This is a genomic window from Flavobacterium cupriresistens, from assembly GCF_020911925.1.
In the GTDB taxonomy this organism is placed as follows: Bacteria; Bacteroidota; Bacteroidia; order Flavobacteriales; family Flavobacteriaceae; genus Flavobacterium; species Flavobacterium cupriresistens.
On record NZ_CP087134.1, the window covers coordinates 4,704,738 to 4,724,963 of the forward strand.

General features: G+C 33.7%; 20 protein-coding genes and 1 other RNA gene. 5 read left to right on the top strand and 16 right to left on the bottom strand.

Annotated elements, in window-relative coordinates; all coding sequences use genetic code 11:
• Positions 1–92 precede the first annotated feature (92 nt).
• Positions 93–2,207, bottom strand: a complete 2,115-nt coding sequence (locus LNP23_RS18850) for an outer membrane beta-barrel family protein (RefSeq protein ID WP_230002402.1) — start codon at positions 2,205–2,207, stop codon at positions 93–95.
• A 137-nt stretch (positions 2,208–2,344) separates the two neighbouring features.
• On the opposite strand from LNP23_RS18850, the gene LNP23_RS18855 reads away from it, so the two are divergent.
• Both LNP23_RS18855 and LNP23_RS18860 read left to right on the top strand, forming a co-directional pair.
• Positions 2,345–3,703, top strand: a complete 1,359-nt coding sequence (locus LNP23_RS18855; RefSeq protein ID WP_230002403.1) for a sensor histidine kinase — start codon at positions 2,345–2,347, stop codon at positions 3,701–3,703.
• Between the two features lie 10 nt (positions 3,704–3,713).
• Complete coding sequence (locus tag LNP23_RS18860; RefSeq protein WP_230002404.1) at positions 3,714–4,403, top strand: response regulator transcription factor; 690 nt, start codon at positions 3,714–3,716, stop codon at positions 4,401–4,403.
• Positions 4,404–4,531: 128 nt separating this feature from the next.
• Here the strand turns inward: LNP23_RS18860 and LNP23_RS18865 are convergent, their stop codons facing one another.
• The 3 genes from LNP23_RS18865 to rnpB all read right to left on the bottom strand — a co-directional run bounded on the left by LNP23_RS18865 (position 4,532) and on the right by rnpB (position 7,239).
• A complete protein-coding gene (locus LNP23_RS18865; RefSeq protein ID WP_230002405.1) occupies positions 4,532–5,461 on the bottom strand; it encodes a ketopantoate reductase family protein in 930 nt (309 codons plus the stop codon).
• A 180-nt stretch (positions 5,462–5,641) separates the two neighbouring features.
• A complete protein-coding gene (locus LNP23_RS18870; RefSeq protein WP_230002406.1) occupies positions 5,642–6,892 on the bottom strand; it encodes a cation:dicarboxylate symporter family transporter in 1,251 nt (416 codons plus the stop codon).
• A 31-nt stretch (positions 6,893–6,923) separates the two neighbouring features.
• Positions 6,924–7,239, bottom strand: an RNA gene (rnpB, locus tag LNP23_RS18875) — RNase P RNA component class A.
• A 124-nt stretch (positions 7,240–7,363) separates the two neighbouring features.
• Between rnpB and LNP23_RS18880 the strand changes: the two genes are divergently transcribed.
• A complete protein-coding gene (locus LNP23_RS18880) occupies positions 7,364–7,657 on the top strand; it encodes a hypothetical protein (protein WP_047779017.1) in 294 nt (97 codons plus the stop codon).
• Between the two features lie 400 nt (positions 7,658–8,057).
• Here the strand turns inward: LNP23_RS18880 and LNP23_RS18885 are convergent, their stop codons facing one another.
• The 4 genes from LNP23_RS18885 to LNP23_RS18900 all read right to left on the bottom strand — a co-directional run bounded on the left by LNP23_RS18885 (position 8,058) and on the right by LNP23_RS18900 (position 10,255).
• The gene (locus LNP23_RS18885) at positions 8,058–8,567 is read right to left on the bottom strand and encodes a hypothetical protein (protein ID WP_230002407.1); all 510 of its coding nucleotides are present in this window, start codon (positions 8,565–8,567) and stop codon (positions 8,058–8,060) included.
• Between the two features lie 112 nt (positions 8,568–8,679).
• The gene (locus LNP23_RS18890) at positions 8,680–9,393 is read right to left on the bottom strand and encodes an endonuclease/exonuclease/phosphatase family protein (protein ID WP_230002408.1); all 714 of its coding nucleotides are present in this window, start codon (positions 9,391–9,393) and stop codon (positions 8,680–8,682) included.
• 13 nt (positions 9,394–9,406) lie between these two features.
• The gene (locus LNP23_RS18895) at positions 9,407–9,850 is read right to left on the bottom strand and encodes a GNAT family N-acetyltransferase (protein WP_230002409.1); all 444 of its coding nucleotides are present in this window, start codon (positions 9,848–9,850) and stop codon (positions 9,407–9,409) included.
• Between the two features lie 9 nt (positions 9,851–9,859).
• Positions 9,860–10,255 (bottom strand): NIPSNAP family protein, encoded by a 396-nt coding sequence (locus LNP23_RS18900; protein WP_230002410.1) that lies wholly within the window; start codon positions 10,253–10,255, stop codon positions 9,860–9,862.
• Between the two features lie 412 nt (positions 10,256–10,667).
• Between LNP23_RS18900 and dnaX the strand changes: the two genes are divergently transcribed.
• Positions 10,668–11,753 (top strand): DNA polymerase III subunit gamma/tau, encoded by a 1,086-nt coding sequence (gene dnaX, locus LNP23_RS18905; protein ID WP_047779012.1) that lies wholly within the window; start codon positions 10,668–10,670, stop codon positions 11,751–11,753.
• A gap of 28 nt (positions 11,754–11,781) precedes the next feature.
• Here dnaX and LNP23_RS18910 read toward each other — a convergent pair whose 3' ends face one another.
• On the bottom strand, positions 11,782–11,988 hold the full coding sequence (locus LNP23_RS18910; RefSeq protein ID WP_230002411.1) for a hypothetical protein: 207 nt from the start codon (positions 11,986–11,988) through the stop codon (positions 11,782–11,784).
• Between the two features lie 16 nt (positions 11,989–12,004).
• On the opposite strand from LNP23_RS18910, the gene LNP23_RS18915 reads away from it, so the two are divergent.
• Entirely contained in the window at positions 12,005–12,421 is a 417-nt protein-coding gene (locus LNP23_RS18915; protein WP_047779010.1) for a hypothetical protein, read from the top strand.
• Between the two features lie 577 nt (positions 12,422–12,998).
• Here the strand turns inward: LNP23_RS18915 and LNP23_RS18920 are convergent.
• From LNP23_RS18920 to LNP23_RS18950, 7 genes are all read right to left on the bottom strand, one after another.
• Positions 12,999–13,577: an NAD(P)H-dependent oxidoreductase gene (locus LNP23_RS18920; RefSeq protein ID WP_230002412.1), complete on the bottom strand. Its 579-nt coding sequence runs from the start codon at positions 13,575–13,577 to the stop codon at positions 12,999–13,001.
• Between the two features lie 6 nt (positions 13,578–13,583).
• Entirely contained in the window at positions 13,584–14,627 is a 1,044-nt protein-coding gene (locus LNP23_RS18925; RefSeq protein WP_230002413.1) for a saccharopine dehydrogenase family protein, read from the bottom strand.
• Between the two features lie 59 nt (positions 14,628–14,686).
• Positions 14,687–15,247 carry a Crp/Fnr family transcriptional regulator gene (locus tag LNP23_RS18930; RefSeq protein WP_230002414.1) on the bottom strand — a complete coding sequence of 187 codons (561 nt, stop codon included), beginning with the start codon at positions 15,245–15,247 and terminating at the stop codon, positions 14,687–14,689.
• Between the two features lie 348 nt (positions 15,248–15,595).
• Positions 15,596–16,192 (bottom strand): TMEM175 family protein, encoded by a 597-nt coding sequence (locus tag LNP23_RS18935; protein WP_230002415.1) that lies wholly within the window; start codon positions 16,190–16,192, stop codon positions 15,596–15,598.
• Between the two features lie 188 nt (positions 16,193–16,380).
• Positions 16,381–17,271 (bottom strand): Ppx/GppA phosphatase family protein, encoded by an 891-nt coding sequence (locus LNP23_RS18940; RefSeq protein WP_047779005.1) that lies wholly within the window; start codon positions 17,269–17,271, stop codon positions 16,381–16,383.
• A gap of 38 nt (positions 17,272–17,309) precedes the next feature.
• Complete coding sequence (gene ppk1 / locus LNP23_RS18945; RefSeq protein ID WP_230002416.1) at positions 17,310–19,391, bottom strand: polyphosphate kinase 1; 2,082 nt, start codon at positions 19,389–19,391, stop codon at positions 17,310–17,312.
• Positions 19,391–19,882 (bottom strand): SixA phosphatase family protein, encoded by a 492-nt coding sequence (locus tag LNP23_RS18950; RefSeq protein WP_047779003.1) that lies wholly within the window; start codon positions 19,880–19,882, stop codon positions 19,391–19,393. The genes ppk1 and LNP23_RS18950 overlap by 1 nt, the downstream gene beginning before the upstream one ends.
• Between the last annotated feature and the right edge of the window lie 344 nt (positions 19,883–20,226).

Consider the following 20,226-nt stretch of genomic DNA (forward strand, 5'->3'; position numbering starts at 1 on the left):
AAAGAATTGATTGTTGATTTTTATCAAGTTTCACATTTCACATTCAACTTTTTAAACATAAAAAAGCCCTTGACTCACAAGGGCTTTTTCTTTTATCTAATCCTATCTGAATTTTCATTAACGATTTTTTCCTTGAATTCTGATTCTTTTATTTTTCCAAAAGAATATTTAAGTGTAATCGAAACTTCATTAGCATCAACTAAATACCGTGCTCTCGAACTTATATTATTAATCGTAAATCTTTCTGTATAAATCGTATTTCTAAAAATATCATTATAATTTAAAGTACAATTCCAGTTTTTACCAAACGCTTTTGCGAGCGACATATCAAAAATTAAATTTGCCCCTCGCTCAAAAACGCCCTCTTTTTGTTTTGTTGCACCCCAAAAGGACAGAACTAATGTAAAATCTTTTGGAAGTTTAAAAGTATTATTCGAGTAATAATACAAATAGGTTTTTGTAGAATTAAACACTGCCGCAGGGTCTTCTATTTTATTTGTCGCGAAAATTAAAGAATTTGTATTTGTCCAAATTTTATAGGTAAATGGTACTGTAAATTCAATAGTATAACCTGATTCTTTTTGAAAATTTTTCTCCGTAAAAGTCAAAACATTGTTTTGATTATCAAAAATAAAATCAGCATAAATTGGATTTTTGTTTTGGTATAAAGTCAATTTTACAGATTTATCATGATACTGAAAAACCGTCGAAATTACATCGATAAAAGTTGGTCCTAAATTGATATTATTGCTATAAATAAAATACGGGTTAATATAGGTTGCAATCATACTCAAAGAAGAATAATTGGGTCTCGAAATACTTTTAGAATAATCTACACTTATACTTTTTGTACTGTCTATTGAAAAAGAAAACAGCGCTTTCGGGAAAAAATTTGTGTAGTTTTTATTTATTAACGATGAATTGTCTGTGCTGTATTTACTTTTGACATTTGTGTTTTCCATTCGCAATCCAATCGAAAAATCGATTTTTTTAATTTTTCCTGAAAGCTGTGAATAAGCACCTGAATTGATTTCTTTAAAATTATAATCGAAAGTCGTAGTTTTATTTTCATCATAATCAAATACATCATAATTAGATTTCGATTTTGCTGCAGAATAAAGTCCACCGTATTCCCAAGTCATTTCATTTTTAAACTTTTTTTCTAAATTAATGCGCCCCGAAAAAACATCAACATTAAATCTCTGATTCCTATTTTGTGATAATTCCAGCTCCGAATCATTAAAATTATTTTCGACTAAACTCCATAAATGCTGATTAAAATTGGAGCCCTGAATACCAACAAATAACTTTGTGTCAATCGCTTTAAGTCTTTTTGAATAATTCATAAATGAGTTAATAAAATTCTTTTCGCTGGAATTATCACTAAGTGTAAAAACATTATTTTGCTGATCTTGATTTTGGTTAAAAGTAAACGTATTGATATCAAAAGCATCTGCTTTCATTTTTCCATTTATATTCATTGAGAAATAATCCTCTTCATTTATTTTATAAAACAAACCGGTACCAAAAATATATTCTTTCACACGAGAAATTGCTGTAACATCATAATTAGAAACAATAGCTGCCTGCGGAATTTGATAAGCAATGCTATGATTCTCCCACGGATTTCTTCGGTTGTAATTGAAGTTGGCTTTCCATTCTAACTTATTCTTTTTAAAACTGGAATTAAAACCGATATAATTATTGTAATTCTTTTTAAAAGAAGCTGTTTCAGAAATATCCGTTTTAAACCCCTCTTTTCTGCTTAGTTTACGAGTAATTAAAATTACGGCGCGCCCCTCAGCTTCATACTTTGAAGAAGGATTTTTAATAATTTCAATTGTTTTGATATCGTCGACAGCCAAAGCATTCAAATCATTCATTCCTACTCTTTGATTGTCAATATAAATAAGCGGCGTTCCTTTACCAACAATCGAAATACTTTCGCGATCAGCACTTACTTGAACTGTTGGAAGTTTTGAAAGCAAATCAACAGGATTTGGAATCGAATTGTAAACCGAATTGGCAACGTCTACTTTTATATTTCCGTTTGCATTAGTAAACGTTTTTTTGTTTTGAGCGATAACAACTTCATCTAATTTATTAGAAATAGTATCCTTCGGAGTTTCCGTTTGTGCATATCCGGCCATCGAAAGGCAAAAAAGCAATAGCAATAAAATAATTTTTAAGAACAGGTACATTTTCATTCGTTAACAAGATTTTGGTTTAAGAGCTACAAAAGTGCTTCTAATACGGCGTTCTGAAAGTTAATTGGAGGTTAATGCGGCGTTAATGCTGAAATTGTAGCACAAAAGCTTTATTTTTGATTCGAATTCCCTTCTGTATGAAACAAAGAATCAATTTATTAATCACACTTTCTGTTGTCGCCCTGCTCGTTTTATCGGCGGTACAATGTTATTTGGTCAAAACCACTTACGATTTTAAAGTAGCGCAGTTTCACACCGAAATCAAGAATGAAATCGCTCGGATTTCAAATAATTACAGTGATATTGACTCCGTTATTGTCAGTAAAAAAGAAGCACTTTACAAAGGATTAGCTCAAAATTATATTCAAGGAAAAAAGACCAAATTTGAAATCAAAAACGGTATTCTTGGAAATCAATATCAAGACGCCTTAACACAGAAAATTCAACGCAAATTCGAAAGAGAATTACCCAATCTAAAAATTGATTTTGCGATTGTACTGAATAAATTTATATTGTATCAGAACACCAAAAATGCGGATACTATTTTCTCGGAAAAGCCTTTTATTCAAAACAAATTATACGGTAATCTGGCTTCGTTAAACCATGCTTTTCTAGTTCGGAGTTATGTCGGGACAACAAACGGATTGTACAAAAATCAGGATTATAAATTGCTGACCGAAGATTCGATGTACATTTCGGTAATCGACTGGGAAATGATTATTTTAAAACGAATGATCGGTGTGTTACTATTGTCGTTGTTTTCTATTCTTACCCTGATTACCCTTTTTGTCATTGCCATTAAAGCTTTAATTAAACAGAAAAAAGTAAACGAAGTTAAAACTGATTTTATCAATAATATTACACACGAACTCAAAACTCCTTTGGCGACTTTGAGTATTTCGACCAAAATTTTAGAACAGAAAAACATTCGGGAAAACGATGAGAATTTCAATGCAATTGTCAATACGATTTCACGTCAGAACAATCGTTTACAAAGTTTGATCGATCAGGTTTTGGCAAATTCTCTGGCAGAAAATGAAATCGAACTACAAAAAGAAAAAATAAATACCGAAGAATTTCTGCTTTCGATTATCGAAGATTTTAAAATCGGATATCCAAAAATTACGATTGAAACTGATTTTCAAATGCAAAAAACAGTTTTAGTTTTAGATAAATTTCATTTGACAACCGCAATTTTAAATGTTTTAGAAAATGCTGTAAAATACGGTTCCAGCCATATTTTGGTAAAAACCGGAAATATAGAAAATGAGTTTTCGTTAAGTATTCAAGATGACGGAATTGGGATTTCTAAAAACAAACAAGCGTTGCTTTTTGAAAAGTTTTACAGAGTCGAACAGGGAAATTTGCACAACGCAAAAGGCCTCGGATTGGGTTTGTATTACGTAGATCAGATTATAAAAGCACACCAGGGCTCTGTTAACGTTATTAGCGATTTAGGAAAAGGCGCTGTGTTTACTATTTTATTAAAAGCTTAATTACCATATTTTGAAAAAACTACTTTTAGCTGAAGACGATTTTGATTTTGCTGCGATTCTAAAACAATATTTAGAACTGCATCAATTTGAAGTAACCTGGGCAGAAAATGGCGAAATAGCATTAAACTATTTTAAAAACCAAACTTTTGACATTTGTATTCTGGATGTAATGATGCCAAAATTGGACGGATTTTCTCTGGCAGAAAAAATAGTTACAATCAATCCCGAAACTCCATTTATTTTTTTAACTGCAAGAAAGCTAACAGAAGACAAAATTATCGGATTGAAACTAGGCGCAGACGACTACATCGCGAAACCTTTTGAAGTAGACGAATTGATCTTGCGTTTGCAGAATATATTGAAGAGGATCGAACAAAAGAGAAGCCTGGACGGAAATAATGTTATCGAAATTGGCTCGTATATTTTTGATAACGAACGCTTAACTCTCAATAATAAAAATCATGTTCAACAGCTTACAGAGAAAGAAGCGTCTCTTATTGAATATTTATATCTAAACCACAACCAGTTATTAAAGAGAGATCAAATTTTAATGTCTGTATGGAAAAAAGACGACTATTTCTCCGGTCGAAGCATGGATGTTTTTATTAGCAGACTAAGAAAATATTTTAATTCAGATCCAAAAATCAAAATTGAAAGTGTTCGTAATATTGGTTTGGAATTTAAAATAGAAAAATCTTAATTTAAACGCTATTTAAGTCAATTTACACCAAAATACAAATGAATTAAAAGTCCGTATATGCCTGTGATATCGACATCTTTAAGCTCTCGAATAAGCTACTTCATAAAAGTTAATTCTGTTTCTTTTTTTTAATTCATTAGATTGGATAATTTATCTAAAACCAATTGATAGGTTGGTGTTTCAACTTCATATTTCAAACCCTCATCTACTACAAATTGAGTCAATGAAGCCAATTCTATATTTCTTCCGGCAAGCAAATCACGATGCATAGAGGAAGTAGTATCTGGTGGTGTTTTTTCGAGTTTCAGAATGGTTTGCATGATAATGTCATCCGGCAGATTTAGTCCTTTTACCGCTGCTATCATTGTAATTTCATTCATCAGGGAGACATATATATTTCTTGCTTCGCGGTTTTCTAAAATCTGTCCAATATTGTAATCTAAATAACAGGTTGCCGAAGCCAATACCGAAATAAACACAAACTTCTCCCAAACGGCATCTTCAATATTTTCAACCAAATGACTGTCTATCAACGCGTTTTTAAAGATCGTCTGTAAGGCTTTCATTTTAGAAACAGAAACACTGTAAGAACCAAAAAGCAATCTTTGCAGAGAGCCAACATTCTGAACAACACCGGGCGAAACAATCATCGAAAAAATATAAACACAGCCTTCCAAAACTTCATTGTCCGGAAAAAGAGCACTAATGCGTTCCGGAGCATCAACACCATTATACAAGGGAAGAATAACGGTGTTTTTAGTAATACACTTTTTTAAAGCCAGAAGACTTTCTTCAATATCATAAGTCTTTGTGGCGCAAATTAAATAATCCAGTTTGCCAATAAGCTCAGGATCATTGGAGACCACTTTCGGAAAAACAACCGTTTCAGATTCCTTCGTAATAATTTTCAATCCCGATTCCGCCACTACTCTAAGTGTTTCTCCACGGGCAATAAAAACTATTTCTATTTCTTCAGAGTCCTGATACGCTTTCGCCAAAAGTCCCCCGAAATAACCTCCTACACCACCCAGTCCTAAAATTCCAATTCTTGTTTTCATTATTGTTTGTTTTTATGCCACGAATTGCACTAATTAAACGAATTAAATTCCAAATAACACTTAACGCTTACCGTAAACTTTCCTTTATCAAAATTAAAAGAATGAGAAAAAAGAAAGAAAAAAATCCGTACTAAATCCGCGTTTTCGCATCAGCGAATCAGCCTCATCCGCGTCCCATCATCATTCCTCCAAAAAAGGCTCCAAATTCAACTCCATAAAATCACGTTCGCTCTTAGAAATCACTATTGTTGCCACCGTATTCCCGATTAAATTAGTAATCGCTCTGGCTTCACTCATAAATTTATCAACCCCTAGCAAAAAAGCCAGCCCTTCCACCGGAATTTTATGAATCGCTGTCAACGTCGATGCCAAAACGATAAAACCACTTCCGGTCACTCCGGCAGCACCTTTAGACGTAATCATCAGGATACCGATAACGCTCAGAATCTCAAAGAAACTCAAATGAACATCGTACAACTGCGCCAAAAAAATTACAGACATCGACAAATAAATCGAAGTCCCATCCAGATTAAAAGAATATCCCGTCGGAATCACCAATCCTACCACCGATTTACTGCAACCCATTCGTTCCAGTTTAACCATAATACTAGGCAAAGCAGCCTCCGAAGACGAAGTTCCAAGAACCAATAAAAGTTCCTCTTTAATGTATTTTAAAATTGATAAAATACTGATTTTATAATATTTCAATATACTCCCCAAAATCAAAAACACAAATAAAAACATCGTCGTATAAACACACAACATCAACTTCCCAAGCGGGATCAGCGTTTGTAATCCAAATTTACCAATTGTATATGCCATTCCTCCAAAAGCCCCTAGCGGAGCGAGATACATCACATATTTCAAACCGGTAAAAACTACTTTTGAAAATCGTTCTAAAACCAAAATGGTCTGTTCGCGTTTTTGGTAAAAATTCAAGGCAATACCACAAACAATGGCAGCTACCAAAACCTGAAGTGTGAAATTTGAAAGGAAAAATTTTAACCACGAAAAGTTTTCCGCCGCATGATTGGTATACTGGCTTGCATCTTGCAAAGCCAATCCGGTTTTATCTATTTTACCCGGTTTAAAAATATAAGCAATCGCAACACCAATGGCCAAAGCAACGGTTGAAACTACTTCAAAATAAGCTAATGCTTTCACACCAATCCGACCGACTTTTTTAAGATTCCCCATTCCGGAAATCCCCAAAACGATCGTCAAAAATATAATCGGACCTATAAAAAGTTTAATAATATCGACAAAAGTCTTGCCGACAATTTCCATTTTCATTCCGTTTTGCGGTGAAAAATGACCGAGTAAAACTCCGGCAATAATGGCAATCAAAACCCAAAAGGTCAGATTGGTTACAATGGCAAAAAAAGTACTTTTTTTAGGTTTATTTGGAAGATTCGGAGTAATTATATTCATGAAGTTTAGTTAGATAGTTTCACAAATATATAAAAAATGCAGACCTATAAGCCGGATTCTGTCTCTGATAAATCAGAGCCTTATCATTTATCTAGGCTTACAATTACTCATAAGCTCGAGCTACCTACCCTTCAACAACGGACGAGAAGCCCTTAAATGCTGATATACTTGGTATTTCACCGCATAGAGTTTACCTGTTTTCACTACAGCATTACCTGTACATACTTTCTGCTGCACTTGTCCTAACGTTATTACTAACGCCGACGGGTGTTACCCGCTATGCTTCTCTGTGGTGTCCGGACTTTCCTCCCCTCACCTAAGCGAGCGACGATAAGGCGGTCTGCGGGGCAAAAGTAGCGATTTATAATCGAAGAATCCCGCTTTTAAAATTTAGATTTTCACACTAAATTCACAATGTTTTAATTTTAAATTGGTTATCTTTAAAATCCATAATTTTTAAATTCAGTTATCATGATTAGAATGTATCATTACGCAACTGTTTCAAAAGCTTTAGATCAATTGAATGAAAAAGGATTCACCTTTGACTTTAATCTAAACTCAGACGCAATTAAAAAAAATCCTGAAAAATTTGAAATTGTACATGTGTATCGATACGAAGGGGAATCTGACCCGGGCGATGAGGCAGTTGTTTACGGAATAAAATCAAATTCAGGTAAAAAAGGAGTATATGTATCCGGGTTTTCGGCGGATTCCGATTCCGAAACCGTACAGATCTTACTCGATTTAAGCATAAAAGGCAGGTGATTTTAAAAGAACCATTATTATAATTTTCAGAAGCTATTCCCGCTGTCTGCTGTATCTTTTGTGTCGAACCCCGCCACAAAAGGATGCCGCTCCCATCAGGGCTAAGGCTTCTTGTTTTCAGGAGAAAAAGTTTTTTGTATAGTTATTTAAACCGCAAGGAGCACGAAGATTTCGCAAGGGACGTAAAATGTGGCAATGTGCGAATGAGTCAATGTGGCAATGTGAGAATGTGGTAATGCAAAAAATTAAAAGTTGAAAATCAAAAGTTGAAGATCAAGAGTAAAATTCGAAATGTAAAAATCAGTAATCAGATCTTTTTTTTTTAACTCCAACTACACCACTACACAAGTGTCACCCTGAGCGAAGTCGAAGGCTCATGAAACCAAAATTTCTATTTAACTCAATTATACTTCAAACTTAAATTTTCAATAATAAAATCAATTGCAATTTTAACTTTTTCCGGTTTTGTCAATCTTATAATTTTCTTTTTAAAATCTCCTTTTTCATCTATCATATTAATCGTAAAACAAGCGACGGAATAATTTAAGTTTGGCTCCCAATTATTTAATCCCCTTCTTCTATTCGAATAATTATAGCTCGTTGAAAGCTTTCCTTCTCTTACTGATAATCCATCGTCTTCCGCTGTTTGCAATAATTCTCCCTTTAAAACCAACCCAAACAAAAAGATCGCTGTATACAAATTATTATTTTTTATGTACAAGCCTTTCCTTGTAAGCAACAGGGCAAAGAATAAAATAATGAAAAGAAACAAAGCAACTTTTCCATAAACGTAACTTCCTAACTGCAATGAATTAAGCATTACAAGCAAAACCATTACACAACAAAAAGTTAGAATAATCAAATTTTGAAATTGCTTGAAATCTAAATTACGCTCTAATACAACTTTCATTTAAAAATATTTTTTTTAGTTAATTTATGGTAACCCATGCTTCGACTTCGCTCAGCATGACAACTACATTTACTTTTTTGTCTAGCTACAAATACTACATCTCTTAAAAAAATCATACCCCAAACTTCACAATCAAAGGTTTATGATCGCTATACATTCTCCAATCTTCATAACTTCCTACTTCAACACTTTCTAAAACTTCTATAAAATCATTCGAAGCAAAACAATAATCCAGATGGTACGGTTTATTTTCATGACGATACAAAAACAAAGTCGGATGTATTTCTTTTCCCTGTTCCTGATTAAAGAATTTATGATATACGCTAAATATATTTTTGGAAGCCAATTTACTCACAACAGCTGAGTGATTCCCTTCTCTTCTTGGTTTATCCCAAATGGTGTTGCTGTTAAAATCTCCAACTAACATCGTTTTGGTTCCAGACAATAGTTTTTCATAATAATTAATCGCTTTCCAAACCTGAGTTACATATTGCCCGTCTTTATCTTGGGGGTTGTTTGCCCAAACAGCAAATAAAACAAAATCTACTTTTCCTTTGGTAACTGCAATGGGCAACACATTTTTGAAATCAGGATTATGACAATCCAGCAATTCAAATCTATACGCACTATACGAAAAAACGCCAAGTCCTTTGTGTTGATTTGTACCGTACCAAAGTATATCAGTCGGAATCGGAACGTCTTTGGGAAATTTTAATCTTTCGATATTTTCACATTCGGGAATTACCAGAATATCCGGTTGATGAACCAAAATAAATTCCGCTTTTTTTCTGAAAGCCATATTACAATTCCAGGTTATGATTTTCATTTCAACTTTGTTTTTATTCTATTTTTTGATTCAATTCAAATAAAATATAAGGTCCGTTTTCGTTCTCATTCCAAGCTTTTTCAACAAACCCTACTTTTTTATAAAACGAAATTGCCTCAGTATTTTTCTCCAGACATTTTAGTACAAGTGGAAATTTGGCTTTCTTTACCACTTCATTCAAAAGTCTTTTTCCGATTCCAAGTTTATGAAATGCCACATCGATATATAAATGGTGAATAAAATTGTCTCGCATCCAAACCGAAATAAATCCGATTACTTTTTCGTCGTACAAGGCAGTCAAAATATATTCTCCTTTCGTCTGAGCATCAAAATCCAATAAATCGAATGTTTCGGGATCGGCCCAAACAAAAGTTTCCTGACGCACTTTCATAAATAATTGGCGTAATGCGTCTAAATCCCCTTTCCTGAATTCGATAATATTTAATCTATCTGTCATAAAAAAACATTAATTGGGCGAGTAACTTGTTTTTACCATCGTCCGGTCTTCAATATTTCCGAGTAAATCTCCAAACTTAGCACTGGTTTGTTTTTTTATCTCAATCCATTCTTTATCGGCTTTAAAACCTTCCCATGCTTTTTTCATTGTAGCTTCATCGGGCCATTCCAAAAGATAAACAAATTCGGTTTTACTATCCGATTTTGATTCCCAGATTGAATTGATCTTAAAATTATATTTCTTCATAATCACCATCGCGTGATCTCTGAAACGATCGTGAAAATCTTTTTTATTTTTTTCAAAAATTTCATAAACACGCAATTGGTAAATTGGACTTGCATTTGCTTTTTGTGCTTTTACTCCAAAAGAGATCAGGAATACTAAAATCAAAAGATGTAGTTTCATTTCGTTCTTATTAAAATTTAGTTTCTAAAACAACCCGGGCTATTAGACAATAAAATTAATCCTTTTTTCATTACAATAACAAATCCAAATTTGAATTACTGCCCACCATAATCAACTGATTTAGAAATAAAGTTGCTCCAGCTTTTCCTAAATCTCGCTTTCGAAAATTTGGCTAAAGCCAAGAATTCTTTCATCTCCTTTCCGTTAGGTTAAAACCAACGGCTATTCAAAAAAACATTGCTTTTAATCTTGTAAAACTGAATTTACCTCTAAAAACAAACTTGAATTTATCTAATTCGCTTGCTGACAAATGATAAAACCTACAGTCGTTCAAACACTTAAAATCTTTCAATTTTTAAATTTTTAAATCATTAAATTATACCCTATATTTGCTATCGAATAATAAAGGAATATGGAACAATTTGTAGTATCGGCTCGTAAATACCGTCCGCAGACATTTAAGGATGTTGTGGGACAGAAAGCCATTACCAACACTTTGCTGAATGCCATAGAAAGCAATCACTTAGCTTCTGCTTTATTGTTTACCGGACCACGTGGAGTTGGTAAAACAACCTGCGCCCGTATCCTGGCCCGAAAAATCAATCAGCCCGGATATGATGATCCTAACGAAGATTTTGCTTTTAACGTTTTTGAGTTAGATGCGGCTTCAAACAACTCGGTTGACGATATTCGTAGTCTGATTGATCAGGTTCGAATCCCGCCACAAACCGGACAATACAAAGTCTATATCATTGACGAGGTTCATATGTTGTCTTCGGCAGCTTTTAATGCTTTCCTGAAAACATTAGAAGAACCCCCAAAACATGCTATTTTTATTTTAGCAACAACTGAAAAACATAAAATCATTCCAACGATTTTATCGCGTTGTCAGATTTTTGATTTCAAAAGAATTACGGTTAAAGACGCCAAAGAACATTTAGCAGAAGTAGCCGCAAGTCAGGGAATCAATTTTGAAGATGATGCTTTGCACATTATTGCTCAAAAAGCAGATGGTGCAATGCGTGACGCTTTATCTATCTTTGACCGTGTGGTTTCTTTTTGCGGAACGAATTTAACACGTCAGGCTGTAACCGAAAACCTAAACGTTTTAGATTACGAAACGTATATTTCGATTACCGATTTACTTTTAGAGAATCAGATTCCGGAACTTTTATTAGCTTACAACGACATCCTTGCAAAAGGTTTTGACGGACATCATTTTATTGCGGGATTGGCTTCGCATTTCAGAGATTTACTGGTAAGTAAAACTCCGGCTACCATCGCTTTACTTGAAGTGGGTGAACAGGCACAACAAATGTATGGCGTACAATCTCAAAAATGTTCTCAGGACTTTTTATTAAAAGGAATTGACATTGCAAACGACTGTGATTTAAAATACAAACTAAGTCAGAATCAACGTCTTTTAGTTGAATTATGCTTGATGCAATTGGCCTCTATCAACTTTGATGGAGAAAAAAAAAAGCTGAGCAATTCATAATTCCACCCGTTTACTTTAAAAACGGAGGTTATTCTATTGTTGAAGTTCCATCAGCTAAGGCTGAAATTCCAAATAATAAATCCCAAATTCCAAATTCTGAGGAGAAAATTGGCACTGACACTGTTGGTATCGAAACTCCTAAAGCTGAAGGCAATACTGCCAACACACCTCCTGTAGTTCCGAAAACGGAGGCCAACACTGAAGTTAAAGTTTCTGCTTTTTCATTATCCAGCATTCGCAAGAAAAAGGAAATGGAAGAAAGCAGTAAATCTTATGTAAAACCTTCTACAACCTTACCGACAGAAGAATTCACAGAAACCGAAATGTTATTGCATTGGAACAAATATGCAGAACGTTTGGGTAGTAAAGGTCTTAAAATCATGGAATCGTTATTGTTAATTAACGATCCGACTTTAAACGGAACAGTAATTACGCTTGAATTGCCTAACGAAGGTTCAAAATTAGATTTTGAAGGTCAGATTCATGGGCTTTTAGGGCATTTAAAAGGACATCTACACAATCACGATATTACAATTGAAGTTGTAGTAAACGAAACAATCGAAAGCAAACGTAGTTTTAACGATCAGGATCGATACAATCGTTTATTAGAAATAAACCCAAACATCGAACTTTTACGTTCTACATTTGGATTGGATTTACACACTTAGTATATTTTTTTTTGAACACGAATTTCACGAATTTTCACGAATTGTTTTTTTTTAATCTTTGCGCATAAGAATTAGTGCTAATTCGTGAAATTCGCGGCAAACTCAGTAGATATGCCTAATGTAAAAATCCGTTAAGGTTTTTCACCACGAATTACACCAATTTCCTCGAATTGTTTTTTTAATCTTTACGTATAAAAATTAGTGCTAATTCATGAAATTCGTGTCAAACTCAATAGATATGCTTAATATAAAAATCTGTTAGACTTTTTCGCCACGGATTACACCAATTTTCGCGAATTGTTTCTTCCTCTTTTCGAGTAAAAGATTAGCGCAAATTCGTGTAATTTTCATAAGCAAAAAAATTAGTGCTAATTCGTGAAATTCGTGTCAAACTCAGTAGATTTGCTAAATATAGAAATCTGTTAGACTTTTTCGCCACGAATTACACCAATTCTCGCGAATTATTTCTTCCTCTTTTCGAGTAAAAGACTAGCGCAAATTCGTGTAATTTTCATAAGCAAAAAAATTAGTGCTAATTCGTGAAATTCGTGTCAAACCTTTTTCCTCTAAACCCAAATCATCTATTCTTAACTCCTAAATCATAAACTTTTTGGAGCCATTTTGCCCTTTGAAGTTCATTGGCAGATTTTACTATTCCTATATAAGTAACTTTTACCGGTTTTACTCCGCAGAATTCCAGTGTTGATTTTTTCAACTGATTGACACTTGGTCTTCCGTAAAACAAGCGGTAATACCAACCCGGCTGATCCAGAGTTGTGATGATATGTGCCGTTTTCCCTTTTAGGAGTTTATCCCACCAAACGGAATTTTCTTTGTATTGAAAAGCCATTCCCGGCAAAAACAATCGGTCAATAAATCCTTTTGTGATCGCAGGTAAACCTCCCCACCAAACAGGATGTACCCAAACCAGATGGTCTGCTTTTTGAATTTTCTTCCAGGCTTCGAGTAAATCCGGTTCTAATTCGGTTCTTTTCTGATAACCGAATTGCAGGTTTGGATTAAACTTTAAATCGGCAATTGTAATGGTTTCTACTGAAGTTTGAGATTGTAACGCTCCTTTTTCGTAAGCATCGGCGATTGCAAAATTAAAACTCTTGGAATTGGGGTGTCCGTTGATAATAAGTATATTTTTCATCTTTGATTAGCTTATTTTTATATTAATTGTACTGTAATTATGTAATGCCTCATAAACTTCTTGTGGCGAATGTATTTGATGACTAAAGTAAATTCCATTGGGCAAAGCGGTACTCAACATCTTTTCTATATGTAAAACGGTAGAAAATGCAGTCAACTCGGCCTGACCTTTAACACTTTGCAAACTGACTTTTTTTGTTCCGGTATTTGTTCCGGTATTTGTTCGGACATTGATTTCAAAAACAGTTTGATCTCCGTTACCACTAGATCCAAACAGCAATTGTCTTTCTTTTAAAGACAGGATGTTAAAAATCTTTAGCGATTGAAAATACCCCATTAAACTGGTAACAAACTTAGAACTGTAAGTCATTTTTACGGAAACGGTTGGTATTTTTTCGATTTGATTTAAGATAAACAAATCCGGAACGTCCAGATTATAAACCATCCGTTTTCCTAATCCGAATGAGAAATTAAATTTTTCAGCATCCAGAAAATGCTTGACTTTTTGAGGTTCATTATTTTTATAAGAAGTAAATGGCTTACATACATTTTCAGCCAAAAAATGGGCAGAACTTTTCCCAGCTAAATCTTTTATGGAATAATAAATATACAAATTTACTTCTGTGATTTCACGCTTATCCGGCGCTATAAAATCGACTAAACTCCCCACAATTCCACTCATCCAGCCGGAACTAAAAACAATATGGCTATTTGTATTTTGGTTATCGTCTTGAGCTAAATCATGCGCCACAATTAAATCCGGAGTTGGTTTTGTAATATCAATGTAATCCAGTTTGTTTGCTATTGCAAACTTTAAAATTTCATTGTTACGATCTTTTGTACACAATACAATCAAATCGATTTTATTATCCAGAACACATTTAAAAGTTTTTGGATTGGTCACATCAATAACCAAATCCTGCGTGGTATTTCCTAATTGGCGGCTTCCTACAAACAGGTTATAATCAGGATTTCTCTTTTGAAGAATGCGCAGTATAACTTTGCCTACCAATCCTGTTCCACCAATTACTAAAATGTTTTTTCTCATCATTACTTATTGTTTTGAACAAAAATAATGGCGAACTATACCTCATCTACTGGACAAATGTCCTATAAAACCGCTTTCCGAATGCGACTTAAATGCCTTGGCGTAACTCCTAAAAAAGAAGCTAAATACTGTAATGGAATTAACTTGATATAATTGGGATGGTTTTTAGAAAGTGTTTCGTAACGCTCTTTTCCGGTAAGTTTTTGAAAAGATAAAATGCGTTGTTCTAAACTTATATACTGCATTTGAGCAATAATGCGTCCGACTTTTTGCCAATGAATACTATTTTCATAAAGCTGTTCTATAGTATCGTGACTTATCACTTCGAGTTCAGTATCAAATAAGGCCTGAATATTTTCTTCTGTTGGTTGCTGCGTAATAAGACTGGTAAAAGCAGTCATAAATTCATTCTCGAATGTAATGCAATTGGTGATTTCTTCACCTTCTGTGTTGATATAAAACGAGCGTAAAGCTCCTGATTTTATAAGAACAATTTCTTTAGCAATTTGATTTTCCTGAATTAAAAAGTCTCCCTTTTTTAATCTTTTTTTGGTAATTAAATCGTCCAGCTTGTCCAATTCGTGTAGCGGTAAAATCTGAAGAGATTGAAATGTTGATTTCATGGTATCGAATTGTGAGTAAAAGATTTTCCTAAAAAATAATCAACGCTTGCTGGTCTGTTTAAGTTTCAAATTACAGAAAAGTTACAGTTGATTTTGATCAAAATTAAACAGATTTTCTTCAGGTAAACAATGGCATCTATGTTTATATTACAAAATGAGCTCTATCTTTTTTTAAATACAAAAAATCCGTTTTTATCAGCGTTTTTACCATTGCAAATCCGCATGATCCGCGTCCAATTCAAACAGCTGTTGCCACTTAATTTTATACATGGATTAAACAGATTCGTTATAGCGAAGACACGAATTAAAGCGAGTTTAAAGTTCTTTCTAATAAAATTTAAACAGGCGTTATGAGTCTATTGTTTTTTCGGCTGAGTTAAAAACATTCTCAATTCTTCTGTCCGGAATCAACCATAAAAAAGCTACCGTCAGATAACACCCTCCGGAAATCCATTCGCTATAAAACGAAGAAACTATACCGATGAAGTATAAAACTACAGAAGCTTTCCCTTTTAAATCTTTTCCCAGCGCTTTACTTAACGAAGAATCTTTTCCTTCTACCTGAATGATATTATTTTGAAGTATGTTGTACGCTATCGCACAGAGCATCAGAATGACTCCGTATAATGCTAAGGAAGCTTTTGCAAAATTATGTTCTCCCATCCAACCCGTTGAAACCGGAATCAATGACAACCAGAAAAGCAAATGCAGGTTGCTCCAAAGCACTTTTCCATTCACTTTCGACAATCCATGCACTAAATAATGATGATTGTTCCAATAAATTCCGACATAGATAAAACTTAAAACATAACTTAAAAACTTTGGAATAAGTGGTTTTAAATCTGCAAACTCATGGCCAGCGGGAACTTTAATTTCCAAAATCATAATCGTTATAATAATGGCCAGCACACCATCACTAAAAGCTTCCAGTCTTGTTTTATTCATTGCCATATAGGTTTTGGGTTATCTTATTTTACTGATGTTTTTAAAAATTTCGCCACGAATTTCGCGAATTTACACTAATTTTTTGTTTAATTTAAAATGCCAATTTTTACAAATTGGCATTTTCTAAATTATACTATTACTTCTTTTTACTTGCGTCTTTTTTTTTAAAAAAACTGACCTATTACGCACTAAATTTTACCGTAGTACATTGCTTTTACGATTCCGTCAGAAAGTCCGATTTTTGGGACATAGATTTGACGGGCACCACTCCATTTCATTGCATTCAGATAAATTCTTGTTGCGGGAATAATTACGTCGGCACGATCGGAGTTTAATCCTAATTCTGCAATTCTCTGCTCGTACGTTAATGAATTTAAAAAGGCGTATTGTGAATTGATGTAAATATACGAAAGCGGTTTTTCCTGTTGCTTTCCGGACATTTTAAACAATTTATTGATGTTTCCACCGGATCCGATAAGTGTAACTTCTTCGTAACCTTCGGTATTGGTTTTGATCCATTTTTCGATTTCATCCCAAACGACATCGCAAACCATATTATTCAGCAAACGAACGGTTCCTGCTTTGAATGATCTTGAATTAATCATTTTTCCATCAGAAAATAATGTGAATTCTGTACTACCACCGCCCACATCTACAAAAAGATAGGTTTCATCTGTTTTTAATAAATGGTGCAAATCTGTCGAAGCAATTATGGCTGCTTCTTTTTTACCGTCTATAATCTCGATTTTTATATCGGCTTTTTTCTTAATCAAAGCCACAACTTCTTTGGCATTATAGGCCTCACGCATTGCCGAAGTTGCAAACGCCATATAGCGTTCTACTTTATGTACTTTCATCAAAAGACTAAATGCTTTCATAGCATCTACCATTCGATCTATATTCTGTTCTGAAATTTCTCCAACTGTAAAAGCATCCTGTCCCAAACGAATCGGAACACGAACAAGCGAACTTTTATTAAATTGTGGTTCTTTGCCATCTTGTTCTACAACATTCGATATCAGAAGCCTCATGGCATTCGATCCAATATCAATCGCTGCGTATTTTTTTATACTAATCATGCTCCCTTTATGATTTGAAATTGTTTTTGTGTTTTGTGTTAACTAATTTTTTGCGGAATTTTTTCGATTTTCTCAATTTTGTGCTGGTAATATTTATAGGTTTCAAGCTGTGCTCTGAATGGAGCATGGTGATTACGAGCTTTATACTTATTGTCTAGTTTATAGGAATGATATCTCACTTTTACATTTCCTTTCCAGGCAATATTAAAATTATCAATTAGTTCTTTTTTGATTTCAAGATCATAAATCGGACAAGTTACTTCTACTCGTCCATCGAGGTTTCTGGTCATAAAATCTGCTGATGAAATGTAAACCTCTGTTAATCCTGCATTTCCAAAAATATAAACTCTTGAATGTTCTAAATAATTATCTACAATACTGATTGCTTCGATATTCTCACTCATTCCCGGAATCCCCGGTATTAATGAGCAAATTCCTCTTACCTGAAGCTGAATTTTCACACCTGCATTACTTGCTTCGTATAATTTATCGATCATTTTAAAGTCCGACAAACTATTCATTTTTAACTTGATATGTGTTTTTCTACCGGCTAACGCATGTAAAATTTCACGGTCTATCAATTTTATAAATTTTGTCCTTGTATAATGTGGTGATACAATTAAATGTTTGTATCGGTGAACTCTGTAATTGATATCAAAAAATTCGAATATTTTTGAAATGTCTTTCAAAATACCGGGATGACAGGTAAACAACGTTACATCGGTATAAATTTTTGCCGTCGATTCGTTGAAATTTCCGGTAGAAATAAATCCGTAACGACGGGTTTTACCTTCTTCAACTCTCTCGATGACACATATTTTACTGTGCACTTTAAGACTTTTGATACCGAAAATAAGTTCGATGCCTTCCGTCTGCATTTGTTCGGCGTACGAGATATTACTTGCCTCATCAAAACGAGCCTGAAGTTCAATCTGTACTACTACTCTCTTACCGTTTTTTGCCGCATTGATCAAGGAACTAATAATCTGCGAATTCTTAGCCAAACGATATAACGTAATTTTTATACTTACTACTTTTGGGTCTAATGCGGCTTCACGCAAAAATTTAGTCAGATACGAAAACGACTGATAAGGAGCGTGCAACAAATAATCTTTTTTACCAATCTTCTGCAGTATACTTCCTTCAAGACTCAATCCCGGAATGGGCAAAGGATCATTGGTTTTATACAACAAATCATATCTTCCGAGATTTGGAAAACTCATATAATCACGGCGATTATGATATCTTCCACCGGGAATTATACTGTCTGTTTCCACAATTTTCATTTTATCTAAGAAGAAACGTAATGTATCGTCTTCGATTAAACTATCGTAAATAAAACGAACCGGTTCTCCTATTCTTCTGTCTTTTACCGATGTAGCAATTTTTTCGAGCATACTTTTGCTCAAATCACTATCGATGTCTAATTGCGCGTCACGCGTAATTTTGATCATGTGGGCAGAGACACTTTTATAATCGAAAATATTGAAAATATTACTCAGGTTATGACGGATTACATCATCGATTAAGATCACATATTGTTTATCGTCATTGGAAGGTAATACCACAAATCTGTTTATCGTTTTAGGAATTTCAACAACCGCATATCGAACTTCATCATTGGTGTTCATCTCTAAACGAATGGCCAAATACCCTAAAGTATCTTTCAAAACCGGAAACTCTGCTAAATCATTCAGGATAATAGTAACTAATTCGGGGCTTAATTTTTGAGTGAAAAAGTCTCTCAGAAAATGTTCCTGTGCTTCTGTAATCTGATTTTCGTTGATAATAAAGATATTTTCGGCTTCCAGTTCGGCTTCAATATTTCCTAAAATGCGTAAACTTTCTGATTGTTGCTGAATTACAATTTCAGTGATATCCTTAATTAACTGATGGGCAGAGACTCCGCCTAGATATTTTTCACCAGAAATACCCGAAAGACTTAGTCTTCTGATTGCGGCATAACGAACTCGAAAAAATTCATCTAAATTGTTCGAAAAAATTCCAACAAAACGCAACCTGTCTAAAAGTGGAACGGTATTATCTCCTGCTTCCTGAAGTACTCTTGCATTAAACGCTAACCAACTTTTTTCTCTATCGATATATTTCTGTTCGTACACTATATTTTTTTTAAATCTTTGGGGAAAATTGTTTTATGTGTTCTGCCTTTATTGATCGTATCCCAGCTTTCTGAATCAAACTTTAGCGATACAAATCCTGAGGTGGGAACATTTTCTATAAAAACATCCCCAAATTTATTAACAAAATTTGTAATAGCCTCGTTATGTCCGAAAAGAATAACACTTTCGAAACTATTATCGCACAATTTGATCACTTTTTCAAGTTGTTTATCATCAAAAGTATAAAGATCGTCCTTGTACACGATACTTTCTATGGGATAGGAGATGTTTTGAGCAAAAATTAGAGCCGTTTCAGAAGCACGAGCGGCCGTACTACTCCAAATAATATAAGTCTTGGGCAAAAAATTAGAAATAATTCCAGATACTTCATGAGCATCTAAAATTCCTCTTTTCATTAAAGGTCTGTCAAAATCTTTTAAAGGAGCTTCCCAACTGGATTTTGCATGTCGTATCAAAATTAAATTTTTCATAAGCGGAAGGATTTACAAACATCATAAAAAGAGATTCATTTTTATTGAAGTTCTAATTTACAAAAGAAATTCTAAACACTAACTTTTTTTTAATTCTGTTAACATTTGAAGAAAATTTTAACACGAAAAAAAATCAGTTAAATCCATCATAGAAAAAACATGCTTCTTTTTCCCTTTAACAAAAAGTGCACTTCATCCGTCAAAACTGTCACTTAGTCGATATTATACATATCACATAAAATCAGCCAATTAATTGATTATTGAATATTTTTAAAGGTTATTTTTTTATGTTTTTAACCAAAAAAGCAAAGAAATCGTACATTAATTTTTGCCAAAAACTACAA

Excerpts from the sequence above, each read along its gene's own strand:
- LNP23_RS18870 (WP_230002406.1), bottom strand. The coding sequence starts at position 6,892 with ATGAATATAATTACTCCGAATCTTCCAAATAAACCTAAAAAAAGTACT.
- LNP23_RS18935 (WP_230002415.1), bottom strand. The coding sequence starts at position 16,192 with ATGAATAAAACAAGACTGGAAGCTTTTAGTGATGGTGTGCTGGCCATT.
- LNP23_RS18920 (WP_230002412.1), bottom strand. The coding sequence starts at position 13,577 with ATGAAAAATATACTTATTATCAACGGACACCCCAATTCCAAGAGTTTT.
- LNP23_RS18895 (WP_230002409.1), bottom strand. The coding sequence starts at position 9,850 with ATGACAGATAGATTAAATATTATCGAATTCAGGAAAGGGGATTTAGAC.
- dnaX (WP_047779012.1), top strand. The coding sequence starts at position 10,668 with ATGGAACAATTTGTAGTATCGGCTCGTAAATACCGTCCGCAGACATTT.
- LNP23_RS18930 (WP_230002414.1), bottom strand. The coding sequence starts at position 15,247 with ATGAAATCAACATTTCAATCTCTTCAGATTTTACCGCTACACGAATTG.
- LNP23_RS18880 (WP_047779017.1), top strand. The coding sequence starts at position 7,364 with ATGATTAGAATGTATCATTACGCAACTGTTTCAAAAGCTTTAGATCAA.
- LNP23_RS18865 (WP_230002405.1), bottom strand. The coding sequence starts at position 5,461 with ATGAAAACAAGAATTGGAATTTTAGGACTGGGTGGTGTAGGAGGTTAT.
- LNP23_RS18900 (WP_230002410.1), bottom strand. The coding sequence starts at position 10,255 with ATGAAACTACATCTTTTGATTTTAGTATTCCTGATCTCTTTTGGAGTA.
- LNP23_RS18855 (WP_230002403.1), top strand. The coding sequence starts at position 2,345 with ATGAAACAAAGAATCAATTTATTAATCACACTTTCTGTTGTCGCCCTG.
- LNP23_RS18915 (WP_047779010.1), top strand. The coding sequence starts at position 12,005 with ATGGAAGAAAGCAGTAAATCTTATGTAAAACCTTCTACAACCTTACCG.
- LNP23_RS18925 (WP_230002413.1), bottom strand. The coding sequence starts at position 14,627 with ATGATGAGAAAAAACATTTTAGTAATTGGTGGAACAGGATTGGTAGGC.
- LNP23_RS18885 (WP_230002407.1), bottom strand. The coding sequence starts at position 8,567 with ATGAAAGTTGTATTAGAGCGTAATTTAGATTTCAAGCAATTTCAAAAT.
- LNP23_RS18940 (WP_047779005.1), bottom strand. The coding sequence starts at position 17,271 with ATGATTAGTATAAAAAAATACGCAGCGATTGATATTGGATCGAATGCC.
- LNP23_RS18950 (WP_047779003.1), bottom strand. The coding sequence starts at position 19,882 with ATGAAAAATTTAATTTTGATACGACATGCAAAATCCAGTTGGGAAGCT.
- LNP23_RS18910 (WP_230002411.1), bottom strand. The coding sequence starts at position 11,988 with ATGCTGGATAATGAAAAAGCAGAAACTTTAACTTCAGTGTTGGCCTCC.
- LNP23_RS18850 (WP_230002402.1), bottom strand. The coding sequence starts at position 2,207 with ATGAAAATGTACCTGTTCTTAAAAATTATTTTATTGCTATTGCTTTTT.
- LNP23_RS18890 (WP_230002408.1), bottom strand. The coding sequence starts at position 9,393 with ATGAAAATCATAACCTGGAATTGTAATATGGCTTTCAGAAAAAAAGCG.